The organism is Butyricimonas sp. DFI.6.44, assembly GCF_022132345.1.
In the GTDB taxonomy this organism is placed as follows: Bacteria; Bacteroidota; Bacteroidia; order Bacteroidales; family Marinifilaceae; genus Butyricimonas; species Butyricimonas muris.
This window is the reverse complement of the sequence record NZ_JAKNJD010000014.1, coordinates 25,051-39,127: the sequence shown is the minus strand read 5'-3', so window position 1 is coordinate 39,127 and position 14,077 is coordinate 25,051. Positions and strand designations below refer to the sequence as shown.

Sequence of the window (14,077 nt, the reverse complement as noted above, 5' to 3'; positions counted from 1 at the left end):
TTGAAGTATTTATGAAAAATAATATCTTACATATTGTCTTTACGCTGGTTTTGCTCGTTTCCTGTATCTCGGAACGATCGGAAAAGGATGAAGATATGGCGGGCGGTACGCGGGGAATGATGTCGATAGAGGTTCTTGTGGATGGAGCTGACGAACATGATTACGTTCATACAGCCCGTTTTATCACGTTCGATGACGCTTCGGTTTTCCCTGTTATCGATATCAACGAGGTCGTTGCTTTTGACACGAAAGAGCAGGACGCCAAGAAGTTCGGTACGACGTTGGAAGTCAGTTCGAACCCGGATAAAATGCTTGTCGTGGTCGTGAATGAGCCGGGGACAATGACTGCCGCGTTGGAAGCGGTGACTTTCCCGTCCGAGTTGGAGGATTTGATTTTTCAGATGGGGGACGCGTTTAATTTTAATCACACGCTCCCTGCTTCTTCGGGGCTTCCGATGACCGGGGTAAAACGGAAAATTACAGTAACCGAGGGGAACACGACACGGGAAAAGATCAATTTAGAACGGGGGGTGGCACGGGTAGAGCTTTGGTTGAAAAAAGAGGATGCCGTTGCTTTTGCCCGACTGACCAATTCTTTCCGGGTGCTGTTGGAGAAGACCTACACGGGAGGATATCTGGTGGCAGGGACAGAGGCAGACGGCACTCGTTTTCAAACGGGTGCGGACGTGGAAAATAATTTTGGACGGATGTTGATTCCTGCCAGTGATTACGAGTATGTCGGTTGGTTTTACGGGGCAAGTAATCCTTTGGAGTTGGATGATACCAAGCAATTGATATGCGCATTTTACGTTCCCGAACGAACTTGCTCTGCCCCGGGAGATGTTGATAAGCTGGTATTGGATATCATAGGATTAAGTACTCCCGACGGGTTGAGGGATTCCCGTACGATCTTGTCGGAATTTTCCCCGGAAGGAGGGGGGAATATGCAAGCACTCACGGAGATCAGGCGTAATAACGTGTACCGTATCGTGGGTATCGTGAAGGAGAAAACCGTGCAGTTCGAGCATACCGTTATGCCGTGGTCGGACGCGGGGCAGGGGATTATTATTGATCCCCAGTACTTTTTGCGGGTAAGTCGGGATAATCTTTATATCAGTAATGACGGAAAGTCGGTTATAATTACAACCGAGACCAATTACGACAGGACTGACCGCGGGTTCCCGAAAGGGATACAACTGGGAACGGTAAGTTATTACGATAAAAATGGTAATCTACTGGCACCTTCTCACGTTCAGAGTGATTGGTTGCAAGTCGCGATGTCGGAAGTTGCCGGAAGTTTGTTGCAAAAGTTGACTTTTACGGTTTCCGGGAATCTAAGTAGTGTTGATATAGGATGTTATGCCGTTGTAGAAGTCAAGGCGGGAAATCTGACCAAGGAGGTACGGGTAACTCGTTCATAGTATAATAAATATGTGTTAAATGAAGCGATTTAAAGTATTATCGAAACTGTTTTACCCGGCTGTTTTATTACTGCTTGGTATGGCGGGGTGTGTACCGGAGAAACTGGATGCACCTGCCGGAGTATCGGGTGAGGTGGTGGCCATGGAAATGATTATTCCGGGTTTTGATGTGCCTGTAACCCGCTCGATAGAAGGTTCCAAGGGGGAGGCCGCGGTGCAGACGATAGACGTTTTGATTTTCGATCAATCGACTCCTGCCGCGAAATTGCTCCAAAGTATCAAAGTGAGTAATTTTACGCAGGAACCGTCGGGTTCGGATTACAAGATAAAGTATAATCTGGCGTTACCGAAAGACGAGAATGCCGCTTTGATCGTAATTGTCACGAATGCTTCGGACGAGGTGGATAAGGCATTGACAGATTATCCGGTCAATTCGGAAAAACAAGACGTGTTAGGAGCGTTGAAATTTACCACGCGACCGGATGCCGACGGCTCCTATAAATGGAATGTATCGACACCGGGCTATACCCCGATACCAATGTACGGGGAAGTCCCCGTCGATGGGATTGCACCGGGAAAAACAGTTAGCATATCATTGACTCGTATGCTTGCCCGTATTGACGTCGAGAACGAGGTTAAGGGGAGCATTTTCAGACTTGAGGAAATACACGTGGTGAATTACAATACTTCGGGTTATATTGCCCCGGCGTGGAACGCATCCAACGGTAATATCATAGCGGATTATTACACGAATAATAATAATCCTATGATGCCGAATCCGGCGGGTAAGCAGTCCGGAACCTTGGATGACGCGATGATGTATGAATATAAGCAGGTTGGCGATGTTGCCGGACCTTTGTTGGCGGGAGAGATCTACGCCTATGAAGCCGCGAGGAACTCGGAAGCCGATCAAGTGAACGGAACTTGTCTGATTATCAAAGGAAAGTATTTTGGGAAGGATTACTATTATCGCGTTGATTTCACTCGTGAGTCGGCGGCGTCTACTGCCGCGGACTATATGCCCCTGTACCGCAACTACAAGTATATTGTCACGATAACGGCGGCAGAGGGAATCGGCTACGAATCATTCGATCAGGCGCTTCGCTCGAAAAGTGTGTTGTCAAATCTGAAAACTTCTATTCTGGTCGTGGATATGTCCGGGATAAAGCACATTGTTTATGACGGACAGTTCTTTATGGGGGTGGAAACACGGGTAATTGATATGCCATACGGCGTGAGCAGGCAATTGAAACACCGGGTGAGTTCCGATTATCACGGGGATTGGAATGCTGTCGTGCTGGAACCGAACGCGCACACGTGGCTTCGGCTTGCCGACAATAAGCCCTCGACGAATGGGGCTGACATTAACCAGACAGGGGTGGAAATCAATGTTACGGCGATTACCCCGCCGGGTAATCCCGAGGATTACGTGAGCGGTAAAATCGTGTTTACTGCCGGGAGGCTTATCGACACGCTGACGGTCCGGAGAGTTCCGGTCGCCGAATTGTTTGCCCGTAGTAACGTGGTTCTAAGTTCCGGGGTATTGACTTTTGCCATTACGGAACAGGATAACCGGACGATTCCGGCTTGGTCGCAGGGGCTGTTTTTTAAATGGGGATCGCTTGTAGCACTGGCACCGGGAGGGAATCCCTATGATCCGACGGTACAAGTCGTGTATGCCCCGTCGGGGTTGAATCCGTCAGACTGGAAAGGCGGGCTTGGCGGTTGGGATAAAATACCGTACGGTCACCCGAATTTCGGCTTTACCTCGTCTTCCGCGGCGGATGATTCTTTTAAAGAGTTTTTTAATAACACGGGTTTCGACGAGGCAACGGGCATAGGGGATATATGTCGTTATATTTCCAGTGGAAAGGATGGAAAAGGTTGGGTGGAAGGAAAATGGCGAATGCCTACTTCTGCCGAATTGGAAGCATTGTATAATGAAACGGGGGTAAAAACAGCGAATAGAGGTAGTTTTAAAGATGTCACGTTAAACTTGAACGCCAATTCCGGCAGTTATTTGAATGGATCGTTTGATCCGGAAAGTGGTTGGTTTCTGGGGGCGAACGTGTTGGTTTCTACTTCAACGCCTGCCAACGCGGGGACACCGCCAGCCGGAACTGTTTTTCTGCCTGCCGCGGGACACCGCTATCCCAACGGGGACGGTAACGTGGTACAAGTCGGGGCTTACGGGTATTATTGGTCGGCGACGCCTTACACGATTAATAGCCGGTACACGGTGAACTATCTTTTCATGGAAAAAGACGGGATGCTGTTTTACGATGCCGACTTGTCGTATGCTTTTCCGATTCGTTGTATCAGAGATTATTGATGGATAAATATATATGATATGGAAACACCGAAGTATATGATGAAAAAGATATTCTTTCTTTTGTTGGTATTGTTGGGAATGAGGGACGGTGTATCGGCACAATCCTCTCATCTTATGCCTTTTTTCCGGTCGTTTTTGGACGGGGATATGGAGAATGTGAAACTTTTTGAGCCGAATCAGATTGAAGCCTCGGGAAGAAAAGCCGATAACACGTACAAGAGAGCAAATCAGGCGAAGCCGGTGAAAAACTTGGGATTGCGACTCACGCAAGGAAAAGAAGAGGTCGGGGCTTTTTATTTGCCCGATTATATTTTCTCCACGAAAGACGGTTTACTGATTGAGTTCGAGTATATCATGATGTACACGAATCCGTCGGAAAAGGGTTTGACGGACGGTATTTGTATGTTTCTTGTCGATGCGACTACCAATCAATATATTGGGGATAATCTGAAATACGGAGCGGAGGGGGCGGGGTTTGGTTATACTCACAGGTCGTCGGTTCACCAGAGCATAAGTAAGGGGGTATTGCCGATAACCGGCATGAAAGGCGGGTATCTCGCCGTGGCGCTGGATCAGGGTAATTTTAAGAATTGGCGTATGGAAGACTATGAGATGAGAAACGGGATTCCTTATGATGATAATTTGACTACAATAGCTAATGCGCAGCCTCTAAAATATAACACCAGAAGTAATGTAACCATTCGGGGGGCTGCCGGTCGAGGAAAAAAAACGATAACAACTCAACAGAATACGCATGAAGTACCGGAAGGCAGTTGGGGATTTCCGGTACTTATCACCCGACACACGGGATGGAGTATTACCGGAGGGCTTGAAGATGAACATTCGAACGGATTGAGAAATGAAGCCGGATTCGAGTTGAACACGACGAGCGGGCAGTATGAACGGCATGTTGCTCCCCGGATTGATAAACCGTTCAATATTTCAGGCGGAGGTGTGTTTTCCCATTCGGATGAAAGTACATACCGAAAGGCTATTATCGCGTTGGAACCCAATGATAACGGGGGTGGTTTTAAGATCACGGTGACGATACAACACGGAACAGAAAAGACGATCGTGATAGAGAATTACACGTATCCGTCTTCTTTGAGTTATGCTGAAAATAGTTTGCCAATCCGGATTGCGGGCGGAAGTCCGCCTAAACCGATATGGTATACCAACCCACCGGTAACAAACCTTACCCTGACTACGCCACAGAGATTATGTATCGGGTTTATGGCATCGACCGGACAACTTACGGCGCATACCAATATTATCAAGAATTTGCGTATTACTCCTCTCTACGGGGCACGCGCGGAAGATGATATTTACGAGCATCGTCGAGGACCTGCCACCGTGAGGCCATTGGATAATGACGTGGCGTACAGGGGTGAAGGCAGTACTCCGAATGCCGGAAAAGATAATCTGAACCCGAGGAGTTTCAGAATATGGAAAAATGATAAGGAATGTCTTGGGAGTGAGGTATTCGTGTACGAAGCTCTTAACGAGGGCAAATGGGTATATAATCCGGATCTGGCTGAAATGATGTTTTTTCCGGTCAAGGGTTTCAAGGGCGAGGCCTCGATCATGTATGACGTTAAGGGAAAGTACGCGCCTTATGACGATGAGTTGTTTCGTTCTTCTCTGGCGAAAATCGTGATTAATATAGATGATAATCAACCTTGAGTTCACCTTCGGCGAGTTGCAGGTTGCTTCTCTAGCGTTAGTAATTTGTAACTCGCCGAAGGCGAACCCTACTCCCCAATCTTTTGTTTGTTTTTTCGGAAACGTTTGTAAAAAAGCCTTTTTCTGCACTTTAATTTGTTAAATTTTATTTGATTGTATTGATATTCAATATTATAACACTTGTAGAGTTACGTGTAAATTCTTGTCTAAAATTTGGCTTTATACTATTAACTTTTATACCTTTGCCGGATTAATTTTCTCCGGGTCGTTTTGTATGAGCGAGGGACATTTAGTGAGTTTTTGACGATCGGGTGAAACTTGAAAGAGATTCAAACGTATTTGGAAATAATTAATCTATAAGAATTATGAAGACAAGAATTGAACATGATTTACTCGGCAACAAAGAGGTGCCAATGGATGCTTATTATGGTGTTCAGACTTTGAGAGCAATCGAGAACTTCGCTGGGATTAGCGGTTACACGATCGGAATGTTCCCGAACTACGTGAAGGCTTTAGCGATGGTAAAATGGGCGGCTGCAAAGGCTAACTATGAATTAGGCTTGATTCCTTCCGATATAACGAATGCTATTACGGCAGCTTGCGAGGAGATCATTGACGGTAAATTGGCCGACCAATTCCCCGTGGATATGGTACAAGGTGGTGCCGGAACTTCCACGAACATGAATATCAACGAGGTTGTAGCTAACCGCGCTTTGGAATTATTGGGACATCAAAAAGGTGAGTACGACTATTGTCACCCGAACAACCACGTGAATCTTTCTCAATCCACGAATGACGCTTACCCGACATCTTTCCACTTGGCTATAATTTTGACCAATAAAGAAGTTGTGGCAGAGATCAAATTGTTGGTTGATTCTTTCCGTAGAAAAGCGAAAGAGTTCGAGCACGTGTTGAAAATGGGACGTACCCAGTTGCAGGATGCCGTGCCGATGACTTTAGGTCAGGAGTTCGAGGCATACGCTTACACTTTGGAAGAGAATATCGAGCGTTTGAACGCAGCCGCTAAGTTGTTCTTGGTTGAGAACATGGGTGCCACGGCTATTGGTACGGGTATCAATTCAGAACCGGAATATGCTGAAATCTGTGCTCGTGAATTGCGTATTATCAGTGGTGAAGAGTTCGTGTTAGCACCGAACCTGATTGCCGCTACGCCTGATACCGGGGCTTGTGTATCCTATTCTTCCGAATTGAAACGTTTCTGCGTTCAATTGTCCAAGGTATGTAACGATTTGCGCTTGTTGTCCAGTGGTCCGAGATGCGGATTGAACGAGATTAACTTGCCGCCGATGCAACCGGGATCTTCTATCATGCCGGGTAAAGTAAATCCGGTTATCCCTGAAGTGGTAAACCAAGTTTGTTTCCGTGTAATCGGTAACGATACGACCGTGATGATGGCTGCTGAAGCCGGTCAGTTGGAATTGAACGTGATGGAACCGGTGATCGTGTACGCTATATTCAACTCTATGCAGATGTTGATTAAAGTTATGGATCGTTTGAGAGTTTTGTGCGTTGACGGAATCACTGCTAACGCTGAACGTTGCAAGGATATGGTAATGAACAGTATCGGAATCGTTACCGCGTTGAATCCGACGTTAGGATATGAAAATTCTTCTCGTATTGCCAAGAGAGCCTTGTCGGAGAACAGAAGTGTTTACGATTTGGTACTGGAAGAAAAGTTGTTGACTAAGGAAGAGCTAGATAACGTTTTACGTCCGGAATTAATGATTGCTCCGAAAAAATTTTATAAGAAAAAGTAACCTAACATGTTTAATTTCGTAAATATTGCTGTATCTTAGCAAAACTAAATTTTAAATATAAGGTTATGAAGAAAAGTTTTAATCGGTTTGTTGCAGTTGCTTTAATCGCTGCTTCATCAGTTGCTTTGAGCGGATGTTTCGGCTCTTTCGCGTTGACATCCAAATTACACAATTGGAACGGTAGCGTTTCTGATTCTAAATTCGTGAACGAGTTGGTATTTTTGGGATTATGCATCCTTCCGGCATACGAATTGTGCTGCTTGGGTGATGCTTTGATCTTCAACTCTATCGAATTCTGGGGTGGTAACAATCCTGTTGCCATGAAAGCTGGAGATATCGAGAAAGATCAAGTGATGTTTGCAGGTAAATCTTACACTGTAACCAAAACTATGAACAAAATGGCTATCTCTAGCGAAGAATCTGACGCTGTTGCTGAATTCCAATATTATCCGGAAGAGGATGCTTGGTATCTGATGAACGGTCAAGAAAAACAAAAATTGATGAAAAACACGAAGAAGATGATGAAAGCAGTTGTTGCTCTTCACTAATTTTTCGGAATATAGAGAATGAAAAAGGACGTCGAAAGGCGTCCTTTTTTTCTTTTTTGTTGCATACTATTTTCTAATAAATCTAAAAATAAAGGGATAAATTCTTGCGAACATGTTGCTGTTTTGTTATCTTTACACAATTACTAATTTAAAATGCAATTAACATGAAAAAGATGATTTTTTTAGTTTGTGCGTTATTCTTTGTGTTGACAGGGTTCAATCAACAGGAAAGAATTGTGGAACAAGGTAATGTGGAAATTCTTGGGAGTGTTGCTGATGTAGGACACGTGCCTGTAATAATGAAACACCTCAAGGACTGTCAGGTTAATGAAGGGGGGATAGCTGTATTTCTTGCTCATTTTGAACCACAAGACGATCCGAATATTCGAGTTGTATGGTATCGTAATGGGAAACCAATTGTGACGGGTGTTCGGATTAAAACTTATAAGGACGGAGGATGTGTAACATTAGTAATAGATGATGTTATGGTAGGAGACTCCGGGGTATATAGTGTTAAAATATATAACCTTTTGGGAGAGGCTAAATCGGAGGCAATATTAATTGTTACAGACTAAACTTGAAAATAAGATAACATGTTAATTTATTGCCGTTATTCGATAAAAATCACGCCAAGAGTATTTTTTTGTATTTTGGCGTGATTTTAATGATTGTTGTCTTGCGGGGAAATCTGTATATTTGAGTTCTGGTGTTAATAATAAAGGACAAGCGTGATGAATAGTAATCATATTTTTACCGAAGCTTTATACGGGTACAAGCGTTCCCGTCGGAACGTGATTTTTGGGATATTTGTTTTTCTCGGGCTCATGGGGATTACCCTTTACGTGTTCACGCCACTATCCGGTTTAGGTTCCGCTAGAAGTTTCGAGGAACTGTTTCGAGGTCCGGCGATGGATTGGTTTTCCCGGTCGCTATCCTCGTCCATTCCTTTCAAATGTGCTTACTTGTTCAACATACTGCAACTGCTTTTCGCGGTGGTTCTCGTGAGCAACGATAGCAGGCGGTTTCGTTTGGATTCCACGGTGGCGTTGAGCGTTCACGCCCAAGGGAATTCGGAGATTACAACGGGGAACGTCATCGGTAAAATTCTTGCTTTCACGCTGGTCAACGTGTCGTTTCTTGCCTTTTGTGCCCTTTTGAACCTTCTTTTCTATCCCGAGGTGTTCAACGTGGGGTATTACCTCTTTTATTGGTTGACGCTGAACCTCCCGACCACGGTCTTCTGTATTGGTCTTTCCACCTGTGTGATGAGGCTGACGGGCAATCAAGGGTTGGGTATGCTACTCCTTGTGGTTATTTTCGGTGTGTTGACCCTCCCGGGTTCTGTTTGGCTAAACGGGTTATTTGATCCTTTGGCTACGGGCATTCCCAACATGTTTTCCGATTTCACGGGACACGTGAATCCCGGGAATTACTTGCTACAACGGGTGTTTATCCTATTCTCTGGGGTTGGGGTGGCAATCCTGTCGGTAATCCATTATCCTAGAATTCATAATAATCCGCGGGCACCCTTCCGGTTGGTCTGTGCGGCTCTGTTTCCTTTGCTCTTTGCCGGCAGTTTGGCAGTTGTGTATACTTGCGGCATTCAAACTGTTTCCGAAAAGCGAGAGGCCTTTCGTGATGCTTATGCGAAGTACGATCGGGAAAAGCTACTCAAGATTGCTGCGAACTATCTCCAGTTGAAAGAAACCGAGAACGGTGGAATCTCCGTGACGAGTAGGATGACGGTTGCGAACAGGGAAAATGTTGCCTTGCCGTTGGTGCTTTATCTGAATCCCGGACTAGTCGTATCCTCTATCACCGTGGATGGGAAAATGGTTGCTTTCCGACGAGAGCAACAGGTGATTCTCGCAGACGAAACGGTGGCACCCGGCAAGACGAGCGAGGTCGTCGTGAAATACGAGGGGAAAATCGACAATAGTTTCTGTTTTCTTGATACCCCGGAAGAGAAATACGCTTCGCCGGAAGTGAACACCATCGGTATTTACCGCTTTGGTTATTCCCCCGCTTTCTGCGAGAAGGAATACAAACTGCTTTCCTCGGAATGCGCTTGGTACCCGGTCAGCGTGCCTCTTTACCAACCATTGGGATTCCGGGAAAAGATGTTTACCTGCTATACGTTGGAGGTGGAGCATGCTCCAAACCTTGTGGCGATATCCCAGGGAAAGGCGGATAGAGAAATTGCCGGGAAGACTATGTTCAGTTTCGAGCATAATATGCCCGGGATTAGTCTCTGTATAGGCGATTACAAGAAACGGGAGATGTTGATTTGCATTGATACGGTAGGGCTTAGAATCGCCCCGGGAGTAACCGTTGAGCCCGTGGAAGACGACCACCCGGTAAGTGTGGAGCTTTTCTACTTGCCCGAGCATGAATTTATGCTTGATTATTACGATGTTGTTACTAAATTGGAGTTGCTGGAAACTATCGAGGGCGCTAAAAATTCGGTGCATTTTTATAGCTATTATTCTAATTATGAACCTAAACGGCTCGAGAATAAAATTGCTTACGATCCCACGCTACAATACCCTTATAGTTGGCTCACTCTCGTGGAAGTTCCTTGTAATTTTCACGCATTTGCGGGAAGGTCGTTGCAAACAGGAGAGCGCGTACAGGGTGGAATGGTGTTCCTGCCGGAAAAGAGGTACTCGGTAGATGAATCTTCCTATTCTCATGAAGATAAGGAAGAGGAGGCCCGTGGGCGTTTGGTTCATGAATTGGATTTGTTCTCGGAGGGTGGTTGTGATTTGACACCGAGGTGCGTGGGTAACACGGGTTTTATCCACTCTGACGAGTATCCTTTGATAAACGACGTGTTGAAGTTGATTTTTAGTTCCCCGTATGTTGAACCATTTAGCACGGATGTCGAGTATCTTATCGTGGATTATCTGAAAGATCATAGCTTAGAGGATGCCTTGCGAGATTCCTCGCTCTCCCCGAGGTTGCTTGATAATATTATCCGTAAAAAGTGTGATGAGTTGTTAGCCCTTTTGGAGATTCGAATTGGTAAGAACGAATTTCTGGAGGCTTATCACGATTTTTTGAAACAGCACCTTTTCGAGGAAAAAAACTTTGAAGAGTTTTCACGGGAACTCTCCGCCCGTTTCAATGTCGGGTTGGATACCATTGTCGAGAACTGGTATCGGAGCAATAGGTTGCCCGTTTTTAAGATAGTCGGGCATGGTGTGTCTGTTGGAGATGATATGATTCTTGATTTCGATGTGTTTAATCGGGGGGAAGTCCCAGGTATTATCACGTTGAGCGATGGGAAGCCGGGGTGGATTATCCCCCCGGGAGAGGGAAGAAGTATAAGGAAACGCATAAAAGGCATTGGCAATTTTAACGTGAGTACAATATTGTCCTTGAATCTTCCGTCAGACATAGAATTACCGAACGAGGGAGGGAACGCAGATACCGATACCACCGAGAGGTTTTTACCCCTCGATGCTTTGCCGTTACCGACGAATGATAGCGAAATCATCGTGGATAACGAGAACCCGGGATTCACGATTCACGAAACAAGAAAGTTTAATCTTGCTTCTCTGTTCGGGGGCGTCGAGGTTCGGGCGAAATGTTACCGTTTTGCCCCTGCTAATCACTGGGGGCTTATGCTTCAAAGAGATTGCCAAGGTTTTCCGATAAAAGGGGCGTATTCCAAAAGAGCCGGCAAGGGTAACCAAAAAGTACAGTGGGAAACTCGTCTGCCCCGGGAGGGAAAGTACGAGGTATTTTGTTACTTGCCTTATGATGACAGAAGTGAATCTTATGCAGCTATAGCACCTCATTTTTCAAGGACGTATTACTATACCGTGTTCGACGGGCAAGAGGAACACGAGGTTGTTCTCTCGCTAGACAAGAACGATTGGAGATGGATATCCCTAGGGGTTTTCGACTTCCACGGGACGGCACGAGTGACTTTGAGTGACAAAGATCGGGAACACACACCCGAAAATGAAAAGTTCGGACCGCAAGAAGTTGTGGCGGACGCCATAAAATGGGTTAAAATCCGGGAGTGACGGCGTTCGAAACCTGTAACTTACCGAAGGTAAATGCAACTTGTAACCTGCAACTCGCCGAAGGCGAATTTAGCTGATGTATCGCCAATTGATTTTTGTCTTGAAGAGCCGTTTTACTTGTGTGGCGAAGGTTTGGTTTTCTTCTTTTTGTAGGGAAGGATCATTTTCCAGAATAATCGTGGCGGCTTGGGCGGCTTCATTTAGTATACGTCCGTCCTTTCCGAGGTTGGCTACCCGCAGGTTGCAGGTGAGTCCACTTTGCTGGGTGCCCTCGATATCTCCCGGTCCGCGTAGCTTCAAATCGACTTCCGCTATTTCGAAACCGTCGTTCGTGGAAGTCATCGTTTCGATGCGTTTGCGTGATTCGTTGGAAAGTTTGTACGAGGTCATAAGAATGCAGTAAGATTGATCTGCACCCCGCCCCACGCGTCCCCGGAGTTGATGAAGTTGGGACAGACCGAAACGTTCGGCGCTCTCGATGACCATAATGGAGGCGTTCGGGACGTTCACGCCGACCTCGATAACGGTAGTGGCTACCAATATCCGGGTTTCGCCGGATGCGAAACACCTCATGTGTTCGTCCTTGTCGGCAGGTTTTAATTTACCGTGCACGATGCCTACTTTATAGCCGAGCGGGTCGAAATAACTCATCACGTGTTCATAGCCCTCTTCCAGATTACGGTAATCCATTTTCTCGGATTCGGAAATGAGCGGGTAGACAATGTATGCCTGCCGTCCGAGTTCCAGTTCCTTCTGGATAAATTTGTAGACTTGCAAGCGTTTATTCTCGAAAGCGTGGTGAGTCGTGATTGGTTTCCTGCCCGGTGGCAGTTGGTCGATCACGGATACGTCCAAATCCCCGTACAGCGTCATTGCCAACGTTCGAGGAATCGGGGTGGCGGTCATGACCAGCATGTGGGGCGGAATCGTGTTCTTCTGCCAGAGTTTGGCACGCTGGGCGACGCCGAACCGATGTTGCTCGTCGATTACGACAAGCCCGATATTTTTGAAACTAACCACGTCTTCCAGTAGGGCGTGAGTTCCAATCAGTATTTGTAACCTGCCGTCGGAAAGGGCATCATGCAGCACATCCCGCTCTTTCTTTTTGGTAGAGCCTGTCAATAGCCCCACGCTAATGGGGGTATTTTTCAAAAGTTCGGAAATCGTTTCGTAATGTTGCGTGGCAAGGATTTCGGTAGGCGCCATGATGGCTGCTTGAAAACCGTTATCCAGAGCGATAAGCATGCACATTACGGCAACCAGTGTTTTCCCGCTTCCCACATCGCCTTGTAGCAGGCGATTCATTTGTTTCCCCGACCCGCAATCGGAACGAATCTCCTTGATTACCCGTTTTTGGGCATCGGTGAGGGGAAAGGGGAGGTGATTGCGGTAGAAATCATTGAAGTAATTCCCCACCACGGTAAACGGATGGCCTTGGAATGCCGCTTTCCGGTTGAATTTGAGTTTTAATATATTGAGTTGGATATAGAACAACTCTTCGAACTTCAGGCGATACTGGGCATTGCGCAACATATCCGGGTTCTCCGGGAAATGAATATTGTACAGAGCCTCGTGCAGGTAGATCAAATTGTGCTTTTTGATAAACCATGCCGGGAGGGTTTCCTGTATGCGGCCGTTGATAGCTTTGAAGATATTTGCTTGAATCTTGTTGATTACGCGGGAGGTCAGATAGCTTTTTTTCATCTTCTCCGTGGTCGGATAGATAGCTTGAAAACCCACGAGTTGTTTGGCGTTTGCCTCGTACAAGTCAATTTCGGGATGCACGATATTCAATTTGTGGTTGAACACGGATGGTTTCCCGAATATCAAGTATTCTTTCTCGGGTAGGATTTGGCTGGTCAAGTATTTGTAGCCGGTGAACCAAACCAGTTCCAGTTCCCCCGTGCCGTCGTACGCGGTGGCAACCATACGGGTCTGTTTTCCAGTTCCCACGGCGGACAGGTTCATGATTTTGGCTTTGACCTGTATGTACGGGAGGTCGGACGTGAGTTCTCCTATGGTATATATCCGGGTGCGGTCGATGTACTTGTACGGGGTATAATAGAGCATATCCTCGTAACTCCGGATGCCCATTTCCTGCTCCAATAGCGATGCCCGTTTTTCTCCGACGCCCGGGATAAACTTTATATTCAGTCCTGCCAGTTCCAAAATGCTCAATTAAATTTAATAGTATCGAATTTCACGAACGAAAGTAAAAAAAATAGATGACTTTAGTTGAGCATGTCGGGAATAAATTTTATTTTCGTAGGATAAATAATAT

At 46.0% G+C, this 14,077-nt stretch carries 8 protein-coding genes; 7 read left to right on the top strand and 1 reads right to left on the bottom strand.

The genetic code is table 11. The features are described from left to right. The first annotated feature begins 11 nt into the window (after positions 1-11). The 7 genes from L0M98_RS18165 (at position 12) to L0M98_RS18135 (ending at position 11,796) form a co-directional block, all read left to right on the top strand. Positions 12-1,421: a hypothetical protein gene (locus L0M98_RS18165; RefSeq protein WP_227217220.1), complete on the top strand. Its 1,410-nt coding sequence runs from the start codon at positions 12-14 to the stop codon at positions 1,419-1,421. Positions 1,422-1,440: 19 nt separating this feature from the next. Next, on the top strand, positions 1,441-3,753 hold the full coding sequence (locus tag L0M98_RS18160) for a hypothetical protein (RefSeq protein WP_227217221.1): 2,313 nt from the start codon (positions 1,441-1,443) through the stop codon (positions 3,751-3,753). Positions 3,754-3,771: 18 nt separating this feature from the next. Next, positions 3,772-5,436, top strand: a complete 1,665-nt coding sequence (locus L0M98_RS18155) for a hypothetical protein (RefSeq protein ID WP_227217222.1) — start codon at positions 3,772-3,774, stop codon at positions 5,434-5,436. Between the two features lie 365 nt (positions 5,437-5,801). Next, positions 5,802-7,214: an aspartate ammonia-lyase gene (aspA, locus tag L0M98_RS18150; protein ID WP_227217223.1), complete on the top strand. Its 1,413-nt coding sequence runs from the start codon at positions 5,802-5,804 to the stop codon at positions 7,212-7,214. 65 nt (positions 7,215-7,279) lie between these two features. Further along, complete coding sequence (locus tag L0M98_RS18145; RefSeq protein WP_099289992.1) at positions 7,280-7,762, top strand: DUF3332 domain-containing protein; 483 nt, start codon at positions 7,280-7,282, stop codon at positions 7,760-7,762. Positions 7,763-7,926: 164 nt separating this feature from the next. After that, complete coding sequence (locus L0M98_RS18140; protein ID WP_227217224.1) at positions 7,927-8,337, top strand: immunoglobulin domain-containing protein; 411 nt, start codon at positions 7,927-7,929, stop codon at positions 8,335-8,337. Between the two features lie 156 nt (positions 8,338-8,493). Further along, positions 8,494-11,796 (top strand): golvesin C-terminal-like domain-containing protein, encoded by a 3,303-nt coding sequence (locus tag L0M98_RS18135; RefSeq protein ID WP_227217225.1) that lies wholly within the window; start codon positions 8,494-8,496, stop codon positions 11,794-11,796. Positions 11,797-11,865: 69 nt separating this feature from the next. Here L0M98_RS18135 and recG read toward each other — a convergent pair whose 3' ends face one another. After that, complete coding sequence (gene recG, locus L0M98_RS18130; RefSeq protein WP_227217243.1) at positions 11,866-13,968, bottom strand: ATP-dependent DNA helicase RecG; 2,103 nt, start codon at positions 13,966-13,968, stop codon at positions 11,866-11,868. Positions 13,969-14,077 lie beyond the last annotated feature (109 nt).

What these genes read in the sequence shown, in the direction of transcription:
- L0M98_RS18165 (WP_227217220.1), top strand. Translation starts at nt 12, where the DNA reads ATGAAAAATAATATCTTACATATTGTCTTTACGCTGGTTTTGCTCGTT.
- aspA (WP_227217223.1), top strand. Translation starts at nt 5,802, where the DNA reads ATGAAGACAAGAATTGAACATGATTTACTCGGCAACAAAGAGGTGCCA.
- L0M98_RS18155 (WP_227217222.1), top strand. Translation starts at nt 3,772, where the DNA reads ATGGAAACACCGAAGTATATGATGAAAAAGATATTCTTTCTTTTGTTG.
- L0M98_RS18160 (WP_227217221.1), top strand. Translation starts at nt 1,441, where the DNA reads ATGAAGCGATTTAAAGTATTATCGAAACTGTTTTACCCGGCTGTTTTA.
- L0M98_RS18135 (WP_227217225.1), top strand. Translation starts at nt 8,494, where the DNA reads ATGAATAGTAATCATATTTTTACCGAAGCTTTATACGGGTACAAGCGT.
- L0M98_RS18145 (WP_099289992.1), top strand. Translation starts at nt 7,280, where the DNA reads ATGAAGAAAAGTTTTAATCGGTTTGTTGCAGTTGCTTTAATCGCTGCT.
- L0M98_RS18140 (WP_227217224.1), top strand. Translation starts at nt 7,927, where the DNA reads ATGAAAAAGATGATTTTTTTAGTTTGTGCGTTATTCTTTGTGTTGACA.